Annotated in this window: 21 protein-coding genes; 9 read left to right on the top strand and 12 right to left on the bottom strand. The window is 61.6% G+C overall.

Translation table 11 applies throughout. The features are described 5' to 3' along the window. Window positions 1-112 precede the first annotated feature (112 nt). The 6 genes from GRI34_RS05035 to GRI34_RS05010 form a co-directional block, all read right to left on the bottom strand. Window positions 113-994 (bottom strand): TraB/GumN family protein, encoded by an 882-nt coding sequence (locus tag GRI34_RS05035; RefSeq protein ID WP_160595011.1) that lies wholly within the window; start codon window positions 992-994, stop codon window positions 113-115. Then, window positions 994-1,911, bottom strand: coding sequence for a TraB/GumN family protein (locus tag GRI34_RS05030; RefSeq protein ID WP_160595010.1), 918 nt, complete (start codon window positions 1,909-1,911; stop codon window positions 994-996). Before GRI34_RS05030 ends, GRI34_RS05035 begins: the two co-directional genes overlap by 1 nt. A 33-nt stretch (window positions 1,912-1,944) precedes the next feature. After that, window positions 1,945-2,583: a hypothetical protein gene (locus GRI34_RS05025; RefSeq protein ID WP_160595009.1), complete on the bottom strand. Its 639-nt coding sequence runs from the start codon at window positions 2,581-2,583 to the stop codon at window positions 1,945-1,947. Between the two features lies 1 nt (window position 2,584). Further along, window positions 2,585-2,782: a helix-turn-helix transcriptional regulator gene (locus tag GRI34_RS05020; protein WP_160595008.1), complete on the bottom strand. Its 198-nt coding sequence runs from the start codon at window positions 2,780-2,782 to the stop codon at window positions 2,585-2,587. A gap of 11 nt (window positions 2,783-2,793) precedes the next feature. Then, complete coding sequence (locus tag GRI34_RS05015; protein WP_160595007.1) at window positions 2,794-3,219, bottom strand: hypothetical protein; 426 nt, start codon at window positions 3,217-3,219, stop codon at window positions 2,794-2,796. A 68-nt stretch (window positions 3,220-3,287) separates the two neighbouring features. Continuing rightward, window positions 3,288-3,608, bottom strand: coding sequence for a UrcA family protein (locus tag GRI34_RS05010; protein ID WP_160595006.1), 321 nt, complete (start codon window positions 3,606-3,608; stop codon window positions 3,288-3,290). A 192-nt stretch (window positions 3,609-3,800) separates the two neighbouring features. Here GRI34_RS05010 and GRI34_RS05005 point away from each other — a divergent pair, with 192 nt between their 5' ends. The 3 genes from GRI34_RS05005 (at window position 3,801) to ppdK (ending at window position 9,822) form a co-directional block, all read left to right on the top strand. Further along, entirely contained in the window at window positions 3,801-4,700 is a 900-nt protein-coding gene (locus GRI34_RS05005) for a glycine--tRNA ligase subunit alpha (protein WP_160595005.1), read from the top strand. Then, window positions 4,697-7,039, top strand: coding sequence for a glycine--tRNA ligase subunit beta (gene glyS / locus GRI34_RS05000; protein ID WP_160595004.1), 2,343 nt, complete (start codon window positions 4,697-4,699; stop codon window positions 7,037-7,039). Before GRI34_RS05005 ends, glyS begins: the two co-directional genes overlap by 4 nt. Window positions 7,040-7,158: 119 nt before the next feature. Then, complete coding sequence (gene ppdK, locus GRI34_RS04995; RefSeq protein ID WP_160595003.1) at window positions 7,159-9,822, top strand: pyruvate, phosphate dikinase; 2,664 nt, start codon at window positions 7,159-7,161, stop codon at window positions 9,820-9,822. Here the strand turns inward: ppdK and GRI34_RS04990 are convergent. After that, window positions 9,819-10,577, bottom strand: a complete 759-nt coding sequence (locus tag GRI34_RS04990) for a methyltransferase domain-containing protein (protein ID WP_160595002.1) — start codon at window positions 10,575-10,577, stop codon at window positions 9,819-9,821. The genes ppdK and GRI34_RS04990 overlap by 4 nt on opposite strands. A gap of 54 nt (window positions 10,578-10,631) precedes the next feature. On the opposite strand from GRI34_RS04990, the gene GRI34_RS04985 reads away from it, so the two are divergent. The 4 genes from GRI34_RS04985 to GRI34_RS04970 all read left to right on the top strand — a co-directional run bounded on the left by GRI34_RS04985 (window position 10,632) and on the right by GRI34_RS04970 (window position 14,496). Continuing rightward, window positions 10,632-11,420: a ComF family protein gene (locus GRI34_RS04985; RefSeq protein WP_234028150.1), complete on the top strand. Its 789-nt coding sequence runs from the start codon at window positions 10,632-10,634 to the stop codon at window positions 11,418-11,420. Window positions 11,421-11,765: 345 nt separating this feature from the next. Further along, window positions 11,766-12,140: a phosphoribosyl-AMP cyclohydrolase gene (hisI, locus tag GRI34_RS04980; protein ID WP_160595000.1), complete on the top strand. Its 375-nt coding sequence runs from the start codon at window positions 11,766-11,768 to the stop codon at window positions 12,138-12,140. Window positions 12,141-12,172: 32 nt separating this feature from the next. Continuing rightward, complete coding sequence (locus tag GRI34_RS04975; protein WP_160594999.1) at window positions 12,173-12,628, top strand: MerR family transcriptional regulator; 456 nt, start codon at window positions 12,173-12,175, stop codon at window positions 12,626-12,628. A 62-nt stretch (window positions 12,629-12,690) separates the two neighbouring features. After that, window positions 12,691-14,496: an acyl-CoA dehydrogenase C-terminal domain-containing protein gene (locus GRI34_RS04970; RefSeq protein ID WP_160594998.1), complete on the top strand. Its 1,806-nt coding sequence runs from the start codon at window positions 12,691-12,693 to the stop codon at window positions 14,494-14,496. A gap of 63 nt (window positions 14,497-14,559) precedes the next feature. Here GRI34_RS04970 and GRI34_RS04965 read toward each other — a convergent pair whose 3' ends face one another. The 5 genes from GRI34_RS04965 to tyrS all read right to left on the bottom strand — a co-directional run bounded on the left by GRI34_RS04965 (window position 14,560) and on the right by tyrS (window position 19,089). After that, window positions 14,560-14,997, bottom strand: a complete 438-nt coding sequence (locus tag GRI34_RS04965) for a PAS domain-containing protein (RefSeq protein ID WP_160594997.1) — start codon at window positions 14,995-14,997, stop codon at window positions 14,560-14,562. Between the two features lie 129 nt (window positions 14,998-15,126). Then, entirely contained in the window at window positions 15,127-16,044 is a 918-nt protein-coding gene (cysK, locus tag GRI34_RS04960; RefSeq protein WP_160594996.1) for a cysteine synthase A, read from the bottom strand. Beyond that, a complete protein-coding gene (locus GRI34_RS04955) occupies window positions 16,041-17,267 on the bottom strand; it encodes an MFS transporter (protein ID WP_407692140.1) in 1,227 nt (408 codons plus the stop codon). The genes cysK and GRI34_RS04955 overlap by 4 nt, the downstream gene beginning before the upstream one ends. Before the next feature lie 158 nt (window positions 17,268-17,425). Beyond that, on the bottom strand, window positions 17,426-17,764 hold the full coding sequence (locus GRI34_RS04950) for a PilZ domain-containing protein (RefSeq protein ID WP_090483034.1): 339 nt from the start codon (window positions 17,762-17,764) through the stop codon (window positions 17,426-17,428). Window positions 17,765-17,859: 95 nt separating this feature from the next. After that, window positions 17,860-19,089 (bottom strand): tyrosine--tRNA ligase, encoded by a 1,230-nt coding sequence (gene tyrS, locus GRI34_RS04945; RefSeq protein WP_160594995.1) that lies wholly within the window; start codon window positions 19,087-19,089, stop codon window positions 17,860-17,862. Window positions 19,090-19,120: 31 nt separating this feature from the next. On the opposite strand from tyrS, the gene GRI34_RS04940 reads away from it, so the two are divergent. Continuing rightward, window positions 19,121-19,663 (top strand): DOMON-like domain-containing protein, encoded by a 543-nt coding sequence (locus tag GRI34_RS04940; protein WP_160594994.1) that lies wholly within the window; start codon window positions 19,121-19,123, stop codon window positions 19,661-19,663. Beyond that, window positions 19,660-20,862, top strand: a complete 1,203-nt coding sequence (locus tag GRI34_RS04935) for an exo-beta-N-acetylmuramidase NamZ family protein (protein ID WP_160594993.1) — start codon at window positions 19,660-19,662, stop codon at window positions 20,860-20,862. The genes GRI34_RS04940 and GRI34_RS04935 overlap by 4 nt, the downstream gene beginning before the upstream one ends. The last annotated feature ends 8 nt before the right edge of the window (window positions 20,863-20,870 follow it).

Below are 20,870 nucleotides of genomic sequence, written 5' to 3'. Positions count from 1 at the left end.
CGCTTACCTTTCGAATGCATTTGAGTACTTCGGTCCGCCACGCCTCCAGGGATGACCATGACGCCGAAGGGCGCGCGTATAGCGGCATCGCGCGCAAAAGCAAGCGTGAAGCCTACTGGATGCGCCTTATCGCGAAGCCACGTTCTTCAAGTAGAGACTGCACACTGCCTTCGCCCAGCAAATGGCCTGCGCCCACTGCTATCAGCGGCTTGTCCGATGCGCTAAGCAGGTTTTCGATTTGGGCTGCCCAGGCAGAGTTCCGGCGGACCAGCAGTGCCTCATTGAGTTCCGGGTCGGCTAAAAGACCTTCAAGCGTCGTGCGTTCCAGCGCCGAGAGGTCGCCACGGGACCAGATCGTCGCAAGATCGACGCGATCGCCAGGATCTTTCGCGACCACTTCGATGATCGCCCTCAGCAGATCGCGCTGCTCCTGTTCGGGCAGCCGGTCGAATATCGAGAGCTGTAGCGCTGCACCTTCCAGCTCGACGATCTCGCGATTGCCGAATTTGGCGAGAAGCACCTTGTCCGCTCCGAATTCGCTCGAATGGGTCCGCCCGAATTCTGCCAGTGCGAGTGCTGCGCCCCATGTCTCCATTGCATCGAAAGTGCCGGATTCGATCTCTTGCTCATCTTCGATAGCGCGCAACTGGTCACGGGAGAGCGGATCGAGGCGCGAATAGATCGGCACGGAGGGCGGAGCGTCATAAGCGAGCGAGCGGAACAGCTCTTCCAGGCCGAGGCGATCGTCGAGGCCCGATACCTCGACCACCAGCATGTCGGCCGTTTCGACGATCTCTTCCAGCTTCGCCGATTGCCATTCCAGATCGCGGGGCAGGGCGTGTACCGTACCGAAGAGCCAGCCTTCGGTACGGCCTTCAGCACCGGTGATTTCCCACAGGGCAGGATAGTCCCGGCTCTTGCCGTCCTCGTCGGCTTCGCCTTGGCACGATGCCAGTGCGATCGAGGTAAGCAGAAGCAGGACCCAGCGTGCCATCAGCGCAGTCGATTGACGGGAATGCCGCGGGTCTCGAGGTAAGACTGCACGCTCTTTTCGCCAGCGAGGTGACCGGCACCGACCGCGACAAAGACCGTGCCGGGCTGTTCCATCCTGTTATCGATCCATTCCGCCCAGTTGGCGTTGCGATCGTAAAGCAGCGCGGCCGCAAGGGTTTCGTCCGACAGCCCCGCATTCATGATCTCGGCGAGTTCTTCGACATCGCCTTCGATCCACTGCGCAACCATCTCGTCAACCATTTCGATCATGGCGTTGGGATTGCGGGCCGAGGTCATCAGAAATTCGATCTGCGCATCCTGCGGGAGGTTGTCGAAAATGGCGATCTGCCCCGCAAGCGTCTCGAACGCCTCACGTTTGCGCTCCGTGCCTGCATTGGTGTCGATGATCTTTTCGACCCCGCTTTCCGGATCATATCCCTGCTTCAGCAAGGGCAGCACGGCCATGGTCATCCCGGCGAACCAGGGCTCGAAACGATCGAAGGCGCCGGGAGGCATGCCAAGGGTGCCCAGTGCGTTCTCGTAGGCCGTGCGGTCCTCTTCGTTCAGCAAGTCACGCAAGGACTGGTCGGCCGGAAGCATGGCGTTCCTGGCAATCGCCATCTGGCTGGCAGGATCGTTCATTTCCTCTGGCAGGATCTCCATGACGACCGTGTCCGAGGCAGCGAGCGCGCTCGAAATCTCTTCGTCGAACCATTCTACATCTTCAGGCAGTGCGTGAACGGTGCCGAAGAGGTAAATAGTCGTATCGGCGTCCGACACGCTCCAGATGGCCGGACCTTGCGAGGTTTCTTCTACTGGCGAAGCAGCCGTTTCGACCGGGGCGCTATAGGCGCACGCCGAGAAAGACAGGAGGCCAAGTACCGAGGCGGCGGAGGTAAAAGTCTTGCGAAGGTTCATTTCGTTTTCGTCCAATTCTATTCGAGCAAATACTCAATCGCTCCGGCGGATCTGCCAGACCACGCCCCAGACGGTCATGACAAGCAGAAAAACGATCATGGGGTCTTGTTCCGGCACAAGGTCTGCACGCTCGAGCAGCCACCAGGACGGCGCGACGACGCTGTAGGCATACATGCCGAGCAATGCCCCGCGACCCGAAGCCTCGCGTTCGAATTCGTCGGCATTGCGGTGCCAGAAGTAGGAACCAATCGGCGTCAGCACCGCATAGGCGATGACAATACTTAGAGCAGTGGTCGCTGGAATTGGGTCATTGCTGAATACACCACCGGATTCTCCGCTAAGCATAGGGATCGTCAGGGCAACGCCAATTGCCATCCCCAGGCCAAGGGCTGCGATCAAGGACCAACGTGTCCGCTCGACCTTGGGTGAAACAGGCTCTTCCCTGTCGCGTCGCGGCCACAGGCGATAGAAACCGTAGCCACTGAGGCCGAGGACTGCGAGGCAGCCGAGCAAAAGGCCGACAGTTTTCAGCGTAAGGCGTCCATTGTCCAACGCAGCGGCTGAAACCCCTACCAGGAAGCCGAGTGCATAAACAAACACCAGGCCCAATGCGATCATGGCTGCAAAGCGAATAATCTTGCTCATTAGTCCGGGAGGCGATTGTTCGATCATATCATTCGTGTCCGTCATCGAAAATCTCCTCGATGGGCATGTTGAAAAGGCGGGCGATCCGGAAGGCCAGCGGCAGGGAAGGGTCGTGTTTTCCCGTTTCGATGGCGTTGACGGCCTGGCGCGAGACGTCCAGCTGGGCGGCCAGTTCGGCCTGGCTCCAGTCGTTCATCGCGCGCAGGACCTTGAGGCGATTATTCAAGCGTCATCTCCTCAGTATGTACCGCGCAAGCGGGCCCACAGGTTGGCGATATAGAAGGATGCGATCGCGACTGGCGCGAGCAGTTCTGCATAGGGCAGATCGGGTCCGGTCGGCTGTTCGGTGAGGGATTCCGTGATGCCGTCGATAAAGCCTTCGAGCGCGGGTGCGAAAAACATCACCGCAACCGTGGCGACGAAGGCGACGCTGGTGCCGGAGCGCCAGATCGCCGCGATATACTCGTCCGCGTTCCGGGTCCGGTACATCACGATGACGCCGACGAAGAGGATCGGCAGTGCGATGAGGCGCGCTGCAGAAGGCACTGTAACGCCGGGCAAGACCCCCGCCGCATAAACTGCGAACGCAGCAGCCGACAGCACGGTGGAAATATTATGCCGGCGAACCGACTTCTCTCGTGGGGTCAATGGTTTGTCGGGCATAGTGCGTCTTTCATACGAGAACTGTTGGGTGCCGGGAGGCCGTGTCGCGCGCCGTCCCGGCAAATGGCTCAGCCCTGGATGTCGAGATTGAGGGCGGCGAAGCGTTCGGTGCGGGCATTGGCGATCGCCAGCGCGACCTTGGGCGCGGCGTCGGCCTTCGCGGCGAGACGGCAATTGCGCTCAAGCTTGCGGGCCTTGGCCTCAAAGGCATCGACGCGGCACATCCGGCGCACGGTCAGGTCGATACGGCGATCGAGTTTGTCCTGGTCCACGCGCTTGGTCAGGTCGAGGTCGGCGACGGAGATGCTCGCTGCGGGGGTCTCGGCCTTGGCAGCAGCGGGGGCGGCGATGGCGAAGGACAGGGCGGCAAGTGCAAAGGTCAGTTTCATGTCAGGTCTCCAGCTAGGATGTAGGGTCCAGTGGTAGGTCAACCTTCCGTTATGTCAGGTTGTCCTGACTATATGTAACGATTCGCTGACTATGTCAACACTACCTGACATCTTGTCGCGATGAGCTGTCATTTTTCGCCGAAATCACGGCGGCCATTGACCGCATTTCGCCCTTGCGCCATTGCGCCGCGCATGGACCGCAATCCCCAAAAATCCTTCCAGGATATGATCCTAGCGCTGCACGATTTCTGGAGCGCGCATGGCTGCCTGATTCTCCAGCCCTATGACATGCGTATGGGCGCAGGCACCTTCCATACCGCGACCACCCTGCGCGCGCTTGGGCCCGAGCCGTGGAATGCGGCCTTCGTGCAGCCCTGCCGCCGCCCGACCGATGGCCGCTATGGCGAGAACCCGAACCGGCTGCAGCACTATTACCAATACCAGGTGATCCTGAAGCCGAGCCCGCCGGACATCCAGGACCTTTACCTCGAAAGCCTGCGCGTAATCGGCATCGATCCGCTCAAGCACGATATCCGCTTCGTGGAAGACGACTGGGAAAGCCCGACGCTGGGCGCATGGGGCCTTGGCTGGGAAGTCTGGTGCGACGGGATGGAAGTCACCCAGTTCACCTATTTCCAGCAGATGGGCGGCTTCGATTGCAAGCCGGTCGCGGGCGAGCTGACCTACGGGCTCGAGCGCCTCGCCATGTACATCCAGGGCGTCGACAACGTCTACGATCTCGACTTCAACGGGAAGGGCGTCACCTATGGCGACGTCTTCCTGGAAAACGAGAAGCAGATGTCGAAGTGGAACTTCGAGGTCGCCGAGACCGATGCGCTGTTCGACCTGTTCAACAAGGCCGAGGCCGAGTGCAAAAACGCGCTCAGCGCCAACGTCCCGATCGCCGCTTACGAGCAGGCGGTGGAGGCCAGCCACATCTTCAACCTGCTCCAGGCGCGCGGCGTGATCAGCGTGCAGGAACGCGCCAGCTACATGGGCCGGGTGCGCGACCTCGCGCGCGGCAGCTGTGAAGCGCACATGGAAAAGGAAGCGCCCGTGTGGGCCGAGAAATATCCGGAGTGGTCGAAATGAGCGACTTTCTCCTCGAACTGCGCAGCGAAGAAATCCCGGCCCGCATGCAGGCTGGCGCGCGCGCCGAACTCGAAAAGCTGTTCCGCCGCGAGATGGATGCCGCCGGTGTCGAATGCGGCGAGATCACCGTCTGGTCGACCCCGCGCCGCCTCGCGCTGATTGCGCGCGGCCTGCCGGTAGCGACCGAAGCGGTCAGCGAGGAGCTGAAAGGCCCGCCCGTCGGTGCTCCCTACCAGGCGCTTGACGGTTTCTGCCGCAAGGCGGGCGTCGAGAAGGGCGATCTGGAAACGCGAGACGTGAAGGGCAGGGCGACCTACTTCGCCGTGAAGAACATCCCGGGCCGCGCGACCAAGGACCTGCTCGCCGAAGCAATCCCCGCGATCATCCGCGACTTCAGCTGGCCCAAGTCGATGCGCTGGGGCGCTGCCTCGATCAGCACCGAGAGCCTGCGCTGGGTGCGCCCGCTGTCGGGCATCGTCGCGCTGCTAGGCGACGACGTGGTCGAATGCGAGGTGCATGGCGTTACCTCCGGCTCGGTCACGCTGGGACACCGCTTCCACCATTCGGGCGACATCACCATCGGCAATGCCGACGACTATGCGATGAAGCTGCGTGCCGGCCACGTCATCGTCGACCATGAAGAGCGTCAGGACCTCATCCGTGGAGGCGCGGCCAAGGTTGCCTCCGAAGCCGGCCTCAAGCTGGTCGAGGACGAAGGGCTGGTGATTGAGAACGCCGGCCTCACCGAATGGCCGGTCCCGTTGCTCGGCCGGTTCGAGGAGGACTTCCTCGAAGTCCCGCCCGAGACGATCCAGCTCACCGCGCGCGTGAACCAGAAGTATTTCGTCTGCGAAGATGAGGCTGGCGAACTTGCCAATGCCTTCATCTGCACGGCCAATATCGAGGCGGAAGACGGCGGCGCGCGTGTGGTCGACGGCAACCGCAAGGTCCTCGCCGCCCGCCTGTCTGACGCGCGCTTCTTCTGGGATGTCGATCGCAAGAAGACCCTCGCCGAACACGCCAAGGGGCTGGAGCGCATCACCTTCCATGAAAAGCTGGGCACCGTCGCCGACAAGGTGAACCGCGTGGTCAAGTTGGCCCGCTGGCTGGTCGAGGAAGGCGTGATCAAGGGCGCCGACCCGGACATGGCCGAACAGGCCGCGCGCCTCGCCAAGGCAGACCTCGTGACCGAAATGGTCGGCGAGTTTCCCGAATTGCAGGGCCTGATGGGCGGCTATTATGCCCGCGCCGAGGGTCTGCCCGATGCGGTCGCCGACGCGATCCGCGATCACTACAAGCCGGTCGGGCAGGGCGACGAGGTGCCGACTGCTCCGGTCACGGTGGCGGTAAGTTTGGCGGATAAGCTCGATACACTTACGTCCTTTTTCGGCATTGATGAGCGACCTACGGGGTCGAAGGACCCGTTCGCTCTGCGTCGCGCTGCTATTGGCATAATCCAATTGGCACTCGAAAACTTGCTTCCACTAGATATCCTATTGTCCGCGACCAAATCCCATATGGATCGGGACTTCGCAGTTAAAGAGCTGCGTGCTTCGCAAGATAATAAGGGACGGTTGATTGAGCAGGTAATCGACGAGTTAGGCCATGAAGCCGCAATGGGTCTATTGAAAGGGTGGGCCCCAAGCCTTCGAAATGCAAATCCGAAAAAGGAAATTGCGGATGCGGTTTTTCGAGATTTGGAAAGGGCGCTGCTAGTAGCCGCACCAGTTCGCGATTTTGTTTTAGAGCGATTTGAGGTCTTGCAGCGTGGTGAGGGCATTCCAGTCGATTTAGTCCGCGCGTCTAAGTCGATCGGAGAACACGGAATAGAAGCTAATGTCGTTCGTCTTAGAGCGCGAGTGAAAGCGCTCCAGTCCTTCATGGATACCGAAGACGGTGCGAACCTCCTCGCCGGCTACAAGCGCGCTGCCAATATCCTCAAGAAGGAAGACTGGCACGGTGCCGAGGGCGAGATCGCGCGCACCGGCGAGGAAGATCCGCTGGCTCTGGTCGACGATCCCGACATGAAGGCGGTGATCGATGCCAAGATGAACGAGCGCCATGCCAAGGAGCTTTCCTACGAACCGGAACCGGCCGAAAAGGCGCTGATGGATGCCCTGGCGAAATCGGAACCGGCGGCGGCGAGGGCTCTTGAGGCAGAAGACTTCTCCGGCGCGATGGCGGCTCTTGCTTCCCTGCGCGCACCCATCGACCGCTTCTTCGATGAAGTGACGGTAAATGCGGATGAAGAAAACAAGCGGGCACATCGCCTTGACCTGCTTGCGGCTTTCCGTGCTGCAGTGCACAAAGTCGCCGACTTTTCTCGTATCGAGGGCTAACTTCTTCGATGCGAGTGTCACCTTCGGCAAACCGCCGCTCAGCCGCGGAATTCCGCGGGTTCGAAGGCAGAAAATGCAGGTGACACGCTGTCGCCTTTGTAAACTTTGAGGGATATTACGTGACGGATACAGTCTTCACCTTCGGCGGCGATGCTCCGCATACGAATGCCCGGCAGAAGGACAAGACAGTCACCGGCGGCAAGGGCGCGAACCTTGCCGAAATGGCCAGCATCGGCTTGCCGGTCCCTCCCGGCTTTACCATCGCCACCGAGGAATGCCTCAAATACCTCGAGCATGGCGGCGAGTTCGCGCCCGAACTGCGCAAGGCGATCGAAGACGCTCTGACCCATATCGAACGCACGGTGGGCAAGGGGTTTGGCGATGCGGCCGATCCGCTGCTCGTCTCGGTACGTTCGGGCGCGGCGGTTTCGATGCCGGGTATGATGGACACCGTCCTCAACCTCGGCCTCAACGACGAGACGGTGGAAGGCCTCGCGAAGACGTCGGGCGACGAACGCTTCGCCTGGGACAGCTACCGCCGCTTCATCCAGATGTATTCCGACGTGGTGCTCGGTCTCGATCACGGCTTGTTCGAAGAAGCGCTCGAAATCACGAAGGAAGACAACGGTTTCTACGCCGACACGGAAATGTCGGCCGATGACTGGAAGGTGCTGGTCGCCGAATACAAGCGTATCGTCGCCGAAGAGCACGACGCGCCGTTCCCGCAGGACCCGACCGAGCAATTGTGGGGTGCCATCCGCGCCGTGTTCGACAGCTGGGACAGCGAGCGCGCGAAGGTCTATCGCCGGCTCAACGACATCCCGCACGACATGGGCACTGCCGTCAATGTGCAGGCCATGGTGTTCGGCAATATGGGCGACACCAGCGCGACCGGCGTCGCCTTCACCCGCAACCCGTCGACCGGCGAGAAAGCATATTACGGCGAATGGCTGGTCAATGCGCAGGGCGAGGACGTGGTAGCCGGTATCCGCACGCCGCAATACCTGACCAAGGCTGCGCGCGAGGCGGCAGGTGCCAAGCCGCTGAGCATGGAAGAGGCGATGCCCGAAGCCTATGCCGAACTGGCGCGCCTGTTCGACCTGCTGGAACGGCATTACACCGACATGCAGGACATCGAATTCACGGTGCAGCAGGGCAAGCTGTGGCTGCTGCAGACCCGTAACGGCAAGCGCACGGCCAAGGCCGCGCTGAAGCTGGCAGTGGACATGGTCGGCGAAGGGCTGATCGACGAGAAGACCGCGATCCTGCGCGTCGATCCCATGGCATTGGACCAGCTGCTCCACCCCACGCTCGACCCCGAGGCGCCGCGCGATGTGCTGACCACCGGCCTGCCTGCCTCGCCCGGTGCGGCAAGCGGCAAGATCGTGCTCGATGCCGATACGGCGGAACTGTGGGCCAATCGCGGTGAGAAGGTCATCCTCGTGCGCGTCGAAACCAGTCCGGAAGACATTCACGGCATGCATGCGGCGACCGGCATCCTGACCGCGCGCGGGGGTATGACGAGCCATGCGGCAGTCGTCGCTCGCGGAATGGGCCGTCCGTGCGTCTCCGGTGCCTCGCAGGTGGCGATTGCGCGGGAAGGGCGCACGCTCACCATCGGCGATCGCGAGCTGAAGGAAGGTGATACGATCACGATCGACGGCGCCAACGGCCAGGTCATGGCGGGCGAAGTCGCGACGATCGAGCCCGAGCTTGCCGGCGACTTTGGCACGCTGATGGAATGGGCCGACAAGCACCGCCGGATGCGCGTGCGGACCAATGCGGAGACGGAAACCGAATGCCGTATGGCGCGCCAGTTCGGTGCGGAAGGCATCGGTCTTTGCCGGACCGAGCACATGTTCTTCGATGCGGACCGCATCAGCCTGGTGCGTCAGATGATTTTGGCCGAAAACGAGGCCGGACGCCGCGCGGCGCTGGACCAGCTTTTGCCCGAACAGCGCAGCGATTTTGTCAAGATTTTCGAGGTCATGGCGGGGCTTCCCTGCACCATCCGCCTGCTCGACCCGCCGCTGCATGAATTCCTGCCGCATGGCGATACGGAGTTCGAGGAACTGGCGAGGGCCACCGGTCTCGACGTCGAAAAGCTGCGCCGCCGCGCGGGCGAATTGCACGAATTCAACCCGATGCTGGGTCATCGTGGCTGCCGTCTCGGAATTACCTATCCCGAGATTTACGAGATGCAGGCGCGCGCCATTTTCGAGGCGGCCTGCGAAGTCGCCAAGGCTAGCGGCGAGGCTCCTGTCCCGGAAATCATGATCCCGCTAGTGGCCACCCGCCGCGAATTGGAACTGCTCAAGGACATCGTCGACAAGGCGGCCCAGTCGGTCTTCGAAACCTCCGGCTGCACGGTCGATTACCTTGTCGGCACGATGATCGAACTGCCGCGTGCGGCGCTGATGGCGGGCGAAATTGCCGAAGTCGGTGAATTCTTCAGCTTCGGGACGAACGACCTCACCCAGACCACGCTCGGCGTCAGCCGCGACGATGCTGGCCGCTTCCTCACGACCTATGTCGACAAGGGCATTTTCGCGCGCGATCCCTTCGTCAGCCTCGATGTCGATGGCGTGGGCCAGCTGGTCGAACTGGCGGCAGAGCGGGGCAGGGCGACGCGCGGCGATATCAAGCTCGGCATCTGCGGCGAACACGGTGGCGATCCGGCCAGTATCGCGTTCTGCGAGGCTACCGGGCTCGATTACGTCAGCGCCTCGCCATACCGCGTGCCGATCGCAAGGCTGGCAGCGGCGCAGGCGAACCTGCGCTAGTCTTTCCAGCCGGTTAGGGTTAAAATCTCGAAAGTTTCGATGACCCGGCCCTGATCGTTCGCGCCGGCGAGGAACGCCTCTCGCGCTCTTTCCAGAGCTGCCTTGCCGAGCGGCGGGGGCGCAGAAGCAAGGCTGGAGCCGAGGCCCTGGTCGCGAAGGTCCTGCACCAGGCGATCGAGCGAGGAGAAGGCGACCTCCACGCTCCGGCTGTCGACCACCTGGCGGCGGAACAGGGCTCTTTGCATGAGCCCCGATGCCGAAGTGTTATCGACCAGCGGATGCATCCGTGCCGAGGGGCGATCCGGTTCGGCAGCGATCATGGCACGGCGCAGGTTCGCAAGGCTTCCCGCGCCGATCATGCTGGCGAGCAGGATGCCATCCTCAACCAGTGCGGCGCGCAGGTGGAGCAGGGCGCCCGGCAGGTCGTTCACCCGGCCGAGCGAGGCCAGGCTGACGATCAGTTCGAACTGTCCGTTGGGTAGCGGCGCCTCTTCATCGAGGCTGCGCACGTCCGTTTCTTCGACCGCTGCGCCGTTGCCCCTCAACGACAGGGCCAGCGTCCCGGTCCAGTCTCCGATCACCAGCACGCGCTTCGGCGCAAGTCGCATAAACTCGAGGCGCTCGAGTACGTCCTCGACCATGTCGTCCATGACGTAGCGCGCCGCATCGCGCTGGGACTGGCTTACTAGCAGGCGGCGCAGGCCGGCGATCCGGCGTTGGCGCGAGAAAATGCGGGGAGGCGACCGTGTTTCCATGCTGGGCGCACTGCCGCTCTTGCCAGCGCGATGCAAGCGCGGCACGACATCGGCATGGGGAGATTAGCCATAATCGGGAAGCATCTGCGCGAAGGCTCGGCTCCCGTCGTAAACCTTGTCTATCCGCCGCGCTGTCCCGCTTGCGGTGATGCGATCGGTGAACATGGCGGTCTGTGTCAGGAATGCTGGAGCGATCTAGCCATACCCGGCGATCCGTGTTGCAGCCTGTGCCAGCGCCCATTCGGCGAAGGTTCGCCCGAGCAGGAGCGGATATGCGCACCATGCCTCGGCAAGAAGCCTATCCACGACGGTATCGCTGCCGGAACGCTGTACACGGACGTTTCGCGCAAGCTCGTCCTCGGCTTCAAGCATGGACGCAAGATCGGCCTCGCGCCTTTGCTTGCCCGGTTAATGGCGGCGCGTGTCCCGACGGGGTCGGAAAGACGGCTGATCGTCCCCGTACCCCTGCATCGCTGGCGCCTGTGGACACGCGGCTTCAACCAGGCGGCACTGTTGGGGAGGGAACTTGAACGGGCAGGGCGGGGCAGGCTCTTGGTTGAGGCGCTCGAACGCACCCGGGCGACACCCAGCCTCGGCGGAATGGGCGCTAAAGCCCGTGCGAAGGTTGTCGGCGGTGCGATAAAGGTGCGCGCACCAATGGTGGCTCAGCTTGAAGGTCGGGATATCCTTCTGGTCGACGACGTGCTGACCAGCGGCGCGACAAGCGAGGCCTGCGTCCGCGTCTTAAAGCGGGCAGGAGCGAAGTCGGTCGTGATCTGTTGTTTCTCGCGGGTCCTCGACGAGGCACTTGGAAGCGCCACGCAAAAGCGTCGTTCCCAATAACCGAAACGCCCGGAACCTTCCGGTCCCGGGCGCCACGTGACGAAATACACCGGACCCGTCTTGCGACATGATGCAAACCCCCCAGTGTGCATCGGGTCCTATCCCTCATCGTTACCGGATGCGCCGCATTAGTACCCCCATGCGGCAGCGGACCCGGGACCCCCTGAACCTGAGCTATCTCGCGATACCCGTGATCCGGTTGGCAGACTTCACATTGCCTGCGAGAGGGAACATCACCCAAACCCGGCGTTCATTGAATAGGCATTCGAAATTTGGGTCGATTTTGAAACACCCTTGTGGTTATCGTGCAACAAGCTGTCGTATTTTTACAAAACGGACCATTCCATGAGCATTTCCAAGACCGAACGTGAGCAGGGAAAGGTCTTCGCGCCCAAGTTCGATGCGAACGGATTACTTACCGCGGTCGTCGTGAACGCAGCGAATCGCGAGGTCCTGATGGTCGCGTTCATGGACGCGGAGGCCCTCGACAAGACGCTGGATAGCGGGTTGGCGCACTTTCATTCCCGGTCTCGGGGCAAGCTTTGGCTGAAAGGCGAAACGTCCGGGAATGTGCTGCGAGTGGGAAAGATAATGGTCGACTGTGACCAGGATGCGTTGGTCCTGGAATGCAGCCCCGCCGGTCCGACGTGCCACACAGGGGCTACCCGCTGTTTTTATCGCAAGCTTGAGGATGGCGTTCTCCAACCCGTCAACACTTGACGCTTACGTAAACGTTGCGTTAGAAGAGGGGTATGTCCCAGCCTCTCAGAAGTCCTACCGCAAACGAAGATTCCGATCGCCGTCATGCCGGTGCCCACCTCGAACGTCCGGACAAGCTCGAACGTGAGCAATACTCAATCTCCGATCTGACGAGCGAGTTCGAGTGCACGGCTAGGGCGCTGCGTTTCTACGAGGACGAGGGGCTTATCGCTCCCTCCAGGGTCGGCCTGACGCGGATTTATTCCAAGCGTGATCGCGCGCGCCTCGCTTGGATCATGCGGGCGAAGAACGTCGGCTTCTCGCTCACAGAAATCCGCGAAATGATCGATCTATACGATCTCGATGACGGACGCGCCGAACAGCGCCGTGTCACGCTCGAGAAGTGCCGCCGCCATGTTGCAAAGCTCAAAGCGCAGCGCGCGGACATCGACAGTTCCATAAAGGAACTGACCGAGTTCATCAGCCTGGTCGAAGACCAGGTCGAGTAGTTTCCAATACCTCCCCGGCGAGACTTCCGCCACACGATTAGATATCTCTCCAAGGACTAGACATGCCAATCTACACCGCACCCACCCGTGACACCCGCTTCGTCGTGAACGAGCTGCTGGAACTCGGCAGCTACGGAAACCTGCCAGGTTTCGAAATGGTCAGCGAAGATGTGACCGAAGCAGTCATCAACGAAGGCGGAAAGTTCTGTGCCGAAGTGCTGGCTCCGCTCAATCGCATCGGCGATGAGCACGGCTGCGTGCGCAACGAAGACGGATCGGTCACAACGCCTCCGGGCTTCAAGGAAGCTTTTGACCAGTTCCGCGAGGCGGGTTGGGGCACGATTGCCGCGCCGGAAGAATTCGGCGGGCAGGGCATGCCGCACGTTCTTGGCTTCGTGATGGAAGAATACATCGCCAGCGCCAACCAGGCATTCGGCATGTATCCGGGCCTCACCAATGGCGCGATTTCGGCGCTGATCGCCAAGGGGTCGCAGGAGCAGAAGGAGAAGTATCTCCCGAAGATGATCTCCAACGAGTGGACCGGCACCATGAACCTGACCGAGCCGCATTGCGGAACAGATCTGGGCATGATCCGCACCAAGGCCGTGCCGAACGGTGACGGTTCCTATGCGCTCACGGGCACCAAGATCTTCATCTCCGCCGGCGAACACGACATGGCGGACAATATCATCCACCTCGTGCTGGCGAAGACGCCGGGTGCACCGGATTCGACCAAGGGCATTTCACTGTTCGTCGTTCCCAAGTTCATCGTGAACGATGACGGTACTCCGGGCGAGCGCAACGGCGTTTCGTGCGGTTCGATCGAGGAAAAGATGGGCATCCATGGCAACTCGACCTGCGTGCTCAACTACGACGGCGCGACGGGCTGGATGGTCGGCGAAGAGAACAAGGGCCTCGCCGCCATGTTCATCATGATGAACGCAGCGCGCCTCGGCGTGGGCATCCAGGGTCTCAGCCAGGCAGAAGCTGCATATCAGAACGCGGTCGCCTATGCGCTCGATCGTCGTCAGGGCCGCGCACTCAGTGGACCGGCAGAGCCCGAAGCGCAGGCCGACCCGATCTTCGTCCACCCCGACGTTCGCCGTATGCTGATGGACGCAAAGGCCTTCACCGAAGGCATGCGAGCCCTGTGCCTGTGGGGCGCGCTCCTCGTGGACCTCACGCATAAGGCCCAGACCGAGGAAGAGCGCGAGCAGGCCGACCTGCTGATCGGGCTCATGACGCCGGTCATCAAGGGCTATGGCACCGACAAGGGTTATGAAGTCGCCACCAACATGCAGCAGGTCTTCGGCGGCCACGGCTACATCGAGGAATGGGGCATGAGCCAGTTCGTCCGCGACGCGCGTATCGCGCAGATCTACGAAGGCACGAACGGCGTTCAGGCGATGGACCTTTGCGGACGCAAGCTTGCCCAGAAAGGCGGCGCTGCTGTGCAGGCATTCTTCAAGGTCGTCGGCGAGGAAATCGCTGCGGCGAAGAAAGTCGAAGCGACCAAGGACATGGCAGAGCAGCTCGAAAAGGCTCTGGGCCAGCAGCAGGCTGCCACGATGTGGTTCATGAACAATGCGATGCAGAACCCCAATCATCTGGGCGCCGGCGCGCATCATTACATGCACATCATGGGAATCGTGACGCTGGGCCTCATGTGGCTCAAAATGGCCAAGATCGCTGCGGCCAAGGTCGACGGCGCAGGCGACGACAAGGCGTTCTACGAACAGAAGCTCGCTACCGCGCGCTACTACATGGACCGCTATCTTCCCGATGCCGGTGCCCTGCGCCGCAAGCTGGAAGCAGGTGCAGACAGCATGATGGCTCTGGGCGAAGAGGCTTTCCAGACCGCGGCCTGATCCGGCACGACAATAAATTCGGTGAGGGGCGGCCATCGAGCCGCCCCTTTTCGTTTGCGGCCTCTAGGCAGCGAGCTGCGCCATCCCGGTAATATCCCGCGATGTGCACAGGACAGCCACGACGGGTCCTGCAGGCGCTACGAGGGGCTTGAGATGAACGCTCCACCGGCGCGGTGTCCCTGCCGCCGTGGGGCAATCGGCGGTGAAATGGCGTTCATGGCCGGAGACAGCTCGATTGAAGCTTTCGCGCACAAGGTCGCGGTGTTCCTGAGGCCACAAGGACCACCATGGCTGGCCTTTGACCTCTCCGAAGTCGGAGATTTCCATCGCCCTCAACCCGCCGCAATTCATGTAGTCCAGCTCGCCCTGCAGCGTGAGGAGCTTGATGCAATCCTCGCTCTGTTCGAGCAGGGCCAGGGCGAGATTACCGCCGGTGAGCCCGGCGGCACACGCCATGCGCATGGCATCGACTTCCGGCGAAAGCAGCGGTTCTGCCGACATTTTGGTTTCCTGTAGCACTCGTTCTTCCCGTCATTGATCGTGGCTCAATGCGGGCAAGTGTCCGTCCGGCTGCGAAAAATTGTCTGGACCGTGCCCTAGGCAAAAACCCTTAGGGCACAGTCCAAGGGCCTATTCCGGCAGGAAGTCGGGCACGGAGAGATACCGTTCGCCGGTATCGTAGTTGAATCCCATGATCCGCGCGCCGCTGTCCAGTTCGGGCAGCTTCTTGGCGATTGCGGCCAGCGTTGCGCCGCTGGAAATACCGACGAGGATGCCTTCCGTGGTCGCGCATTTGCGGGCCCATTCCTTGGCATCTTCCGGGTCGACCTGGATCGCGCCGTCGATAGCCTGCGTGTGGAGGTTCTCCGGCACGAAGCCTGCGCCGATACCCTGGATCGGGTGCGGGCCCGGCTGTCCGCCGCTGATCACCGGCGATGCCGCAGGCTCGACCGCGAATGCCTTCATCGCAGGCCATTTTTCCTTCAGCACCTCGGCACAGCCGGTCAGGTGGCCGCCGGTCCCGACGCCGGTAATCATCACGTCGATCGGTTCGTCGGCGAAGTCGGCGAGGATTTCCTGTGCGGTCGTGCGCTTGTGCACTTCGTAGTTCGACGGGTTGTCGAACTGGCTCGGCATCCATGCGCCTTCGGTCTGTTCAACCAGCTCGTGCGCGCGGGCGATTGCGCCCTTCATGCCGCCTTCCTTGGGGGTGAGGTCGAACTTCGCACCATAGGCGAGCATCAGGCGCCGCCGCTCGATGCTCATGCTTTCGGGCATGACCAGGATCAGCGTATAGCCTTTAACCGCTGCGGCCATCGCGAGGCCGATACCGGTGTTGCCGCTGGTAGGTTCAATGATCGTGCCGCCGGGCTTGAGCAGTCCGGCTTTTTCCGCATCCTCGACCATGGCAAGACCGATGCGGTCCTTGATCGATCCGCCGGGATTGGTGCGCTCGCTCTTCACCCAGACTTCGTGGTCGGGAAACAGTCGGGCGAGGCGGATATGCGGAGTTCCACCGATGGTTTCGAGGACGGACTGGGCTTTCATTGGGTCTGCTCCTGCAGCTTTTTATCGGGTGTCTCTTGGTTCAATTCATCAGGCGGGTCGAAGGTCCGCGTCGTGCGCAGAACCGGAAAGATTTTCGACCATAGGGCGACTGTCAGGATAGCGCCTCCGCCGCCGCCGACAACCGCTGCCACAGGGCCGATGGCATAGGCGAGGCTGCCGGAGAAGAAATCGCCGAACTCGTTCGAGGCGCTGATGGTCAGAAGGCTCACCGAAGAAACGCGGCCGCGTTTGTCGTCGGGTGTGTGCAGCTGGATCAGCGACTGGCGGATGTACACGCTGAACATATCAGCCGCCCCGACGATTAACAGCATGGCAAGGCTGAGCGGCATCGACTTGGACAGGCCGAAAACGATGGTCGCGGCGCCGAATATCGCGACAGCCCATAACATCTTGGGTCCGACATTGCTCCTGAGGGGGCGGAACGAAAACCACAGAGCGGTCAGGGCCGCGCCTACCGCTGGGGCCATGGCGAGCTGGGCGAGGCCAGTCTCGCCGACCTCCAGAATGTCGCGCGCGTACACGGGAAACAGCGCTGTCGCACCAGCAAGGAATACCGCGAATAGGTCGAGCGTGATCGCGCCAAGCACCATCTTGTTACGAACGACATAGCGCAAACCCTCCACCATCGAATGGATCGGGCGCTGGTTTACGGCGCGCGGTGGCTGGGGAACCTTGCCTATCATCGAAAGCGCGGTGATCGAGACGAGGAACAGGCCGACTGCAACGGCATAGGGCAGAAAGGGCTGAACGGCGTAGAAATAGCCGCCAACCGCCGGACCCACGATCATACCGACCTGCCAAGATATGCTGGACAGGGCGATGGCGTTGGGCAGGATGGCCTTGGGCACCAGGTTGGGTGCGAGTGCGGACAAGGCAGGGCCTGCAAATGCGCGGGCAATGCCGAGAAGGACGGCCACGCCGAAGATCCAGGCCAGCGAGAGCGCTCCGCTCCACGTCAGCCAGGCGAGCAGGGCTGCGCAAACGAGCTGAAGGAGGACCGTCAACCTGCCCAGATTGCGGCGATCGAAATGGTCGGCAGCCCAGCCGGAAAAGGGCGTCAGCAGGAACAGCGGAACGAATTGAAGCAGGCCGATCAGTGCCAGCTGGCCCGACGCTTCGGCAACGCCCATCCCGCCGTCGCGTGCGATATTGTAGGTCTGCCACCCGATGATCAGCATCATCGCGTATTGCGCCAGCGTCATCGACAGGCGCGATATCCAATAGGACCGGAAGTTCGCGATCCGCAGCGGGGACCGGTCGGGGGAGGGGGTTTCTTCCAGCGTCACCCCTGACGCATGACAGGCGCCCCTTCGCTTGTGAAGAGACGCCTGCTTGCGCGTTTAGAAATGATTGTTGCGGCTCAGCGCAGTTTGCGCAGGCGCGGGTTCGGTTGGACCGTGTCGATCAGCGAGAGGAAGTCGTCAACGCGGATGATACGCTCGAACTGGAAACCGGCGCGGTTGTCGCGGCACCAGATGCAATAGGCCTCGATACGACCGATGACCGGAAGGCGAACCACGACACGATCTCCGCGCGATACGTCTTCGGCGTCGTCGATCATGAAGCCATTGGCCGAGATATTGGCAATATGCATGCGCATGTCGCCTTTGCCGTGGTGTTCGGCAATGACCGGGTGGTCGACCGGGTGACGCGCCATGCGGCGCTGGTCGGTGACGCTGAGTTGTGCTCCGGCACTCATGCGATACGATCCCTTGTTGAATTAAGCTGGCGATAAAGATGCACCGGAAAGGCAAATATCCGGTTAACCGCTGCTCTTATTCAATTCAGGAGGCTTCAGCGCCGCAGGATTGCGTGCTTTTTCTTCCCCAGCGACAGCTTCGATTCCGCTCCTTCGGCCACCTCGACAAGGTATCCGGGGTCGCTGATGGTATCTCCGTCGATCTTCACCGCGCCCTCTGCCAGCTTGCGCTTCGCTTCGCCATTGGACGCAGTGAAACCCAGTGCGGTCAGCGCCGCGCCGATGCGCATACCTTCCGCGCCAACTTCGAGAGTCGGCAGGTCCGCACCGGCACCACCGCCGGCAAACGTCTCCGCAGCGGTCTTCTCGGCAAGTTTGGCCGCGCCTTCGCCGCGGACTAGCCTGGTAACCTCGTTGGCGAGGACCGTTTTTGCGTGGTTGATTTCGGCGCCTTCAAGCTGTTCGAGACGCGCAATCTCGTCGAGCGGCAAGTCCGTGAACAAGCGCAGGAAACGGCCCACGTCACGGTCGTCCGCATTGCGCCAGTATTGCCAGAAGTCGTAATTCGGCAGCTGCTCCTCGTTGAGCCAGATCGCACCCGAAGCGGTCTTGCCCATCTTCGCGCCGTCGGCGGTGGTCAGCAGCGGTGTGGTCAGCCCGAAAAGGTCGGTGCCGTCCATACGGCGGGCGAGTTCCATGCCGTTGACGATATTGCCCCACTGGTCGCTGCCGCCCATCTGGAGGCGGCAACAGTACCGCTGTGCCAGCTCGCGGTAATCGTAGGCCTGCAGGATCATGTAGTTGAATTCGAGGAAGGTCAGCGGCTGTTCGCGATCGAGGCGCAGCTTCACCGAATCGAATGTCAGCATCCGGTTGATTGTGAAGTGCGGGCCGACGTCGCGCAGCAACTCGATATAACCGAGCTGGCTTAGCCATTCGTCATTGTTCACCATCACTGCATCGGTGGGGCCATCGCCAAAGGTCAGCAGGCGTTCGAAGACCTTGCGAATGCCTGCGATGTTCGCATCGATATCCGCATCGGTCAGCATCTTGCGGCTTTCGTCCTTGCCGGACGGATCGCCCACCTTGGTTGTGCCGCCGCCCATAACCACGATCGGCTTGTGGCCGGATTGCTGGAGGCGGCGCAGCATCATGATCTGCACGAGGCTGCCGACATGCAGGCTTGGCGCGGTAGCATCGAAGCCGATATAGCCCGGCACGACGCCCTTGGTCGCGAGGCTGTCCAGCCCCTCGGCATCGGTGACCTGGTGGATATAGCCGCGCTCGTCGAGCACGCGCAGGAGATCGGATTGATAGCTACTCATGACACGTCGCCGCTAGCAGGAAGATGCTCGCATGCAAACGCATGAACTGATTGCGCATCCAGCATTTCCACCTTTGGCGGTGTCATCGGTCGAGGCGCGGGTCCTCCAGCGCGATTCGCAGTGGCTGCGGGTGAGGTGGAGGATCGAAAATGCCGGTCGACTTTTCCTGCCACCATTCGTCGGGCGCAAGCGCCGCGACCAGCTCTGGAAAACGACCTGTTTCGAGATTTTCCTGAAAGGACCCGGTGCGCAGTCCTACACCGAGTGGAACCTGTCTCCCTCGGAAGGGTGGAACGCCTACGATTTCGAGGATTATCGCGAAGGCATGAGGGAGAGGCATGTACCTCGTGCGCCCGACTGCACCATGCGGCCTGGAAAGGCCTTCGCCGTGTTCGATGGCGCGATCCCGGCGAGTACGATTTCCTACGACGAACAGGAGATGGGGGTCACCTGTGTTCTGGAAGAAGAGGGCGGCATCAAAAGCTTCTGGGCGATGAAACATGCGAAAGATCAGCCAGATTTCCATGATCCGGCTTGCTTCGCGGCAAGGCTTGCGGCACCCAGCGCGGCATGAAATTCGGCATCGATCGTCTCCTTACGGAGTCCGACCTTCGCGCCCAGCTCGACGGCAAGCGCGTTTCTCTCGTGGCGCATCCCGCCTCGGTCACTGCGCAGCTCGAGCATTCGCTCGATGCGCTGATCGCCAAGGGGGTCAATGTCACCTCGGCATTCGGACCCCAGCATGGTTTGAAGGGCGATAAGCAGGACAATATGGTCGAAACCGCGGACGAGACCGATCCGCGCCACGGCATCCCGATCTTCAGCCTTTATGGCGAAGTGCGCCGCCCGACCGGCCAGATGATGAGCACGGCGGATGTGTTCCTGTTCGACCTCCAGGATCTTGGTTGCCGCATCTACACCTTCGTGACGACGCTGCTCTACCTGCTGGAAGAGGCCGCCAAGGCTGGTAAGGAAGTCTGGGTCCTCGATCGTCCCAACCCGGCAGGCGGTCCCGTTGAAGGAACATTGCTGGTCCCTGGCCAGGAAAGCTTCGTCGGTGCGGCCCCGATGCCGATGCGGCACGGCCTCACGATGGGTGAAATGGGGCGCTGGTTCGTCGATCACTTCAAGCTCGACGTCGAATATCGCGTCATCGAAATGGAAGGGTGGAAGCCGGGCAGGGGGCCCGGCTTCGGTTGGCCGGAAGACCGGATCTGGATCAATCCCAGTCCGAATGCGGCCAATGTCAACATGGCGCGGGCCTATGCGGGCACGGTCATGCTCGAAGGGACTACCTTGAGCGAGGGCAGGGGCACGACCCGTCCGCTCGAGGTATTATTCGGGGCACCCGATGTAGATGCCGCCGCGGTGCTATCGACCATGCAGGAAATGGCGCCGAGCTGGCTGAGGGGCTGCCACCTGCGCGAATGCTGGTTCGAACCAACCTTTCACAAGCACTCAGGTTCGCTCTGTAACGCGCTGATGATTCACGCAGAAGGCCCGTTTTACGACCACCATGAGTTCAAGCCTTGGCGATTGCAGGCGCTGGCCTTCAAGGCCATCCGCAACCTCTATCCGGACTACGAAATGTGGCGTGATTTCCCTTATGAATACGAGTTCGACCGGCTTGCGATCGACGTGATCAACGGCGGTCCGTCACTGCGCGAATGGGTCGACGATAGCGAGGCGGACCCGGGCGATCTCGATGATTTGGCGAACGCCGACGAGGCGGCGTGGCGCGAGACCATCGCGCCGTACCTGATCTACAGTTAGGTTTCTCG

Source organism: Qipengyuania aquimaris, from assembly GCF_009827445.1.
Taxonomy (GTDB): Bacteria; Pseudomonadota; Alphaproteobacteria; order Sphingomonadales; family Sphingomonadaceae; genus Qipengyuania; species Qipengyuania aquimaris.
This window is presented reverse-complemented; position numbering and strand designations above follow the sequence as displayed.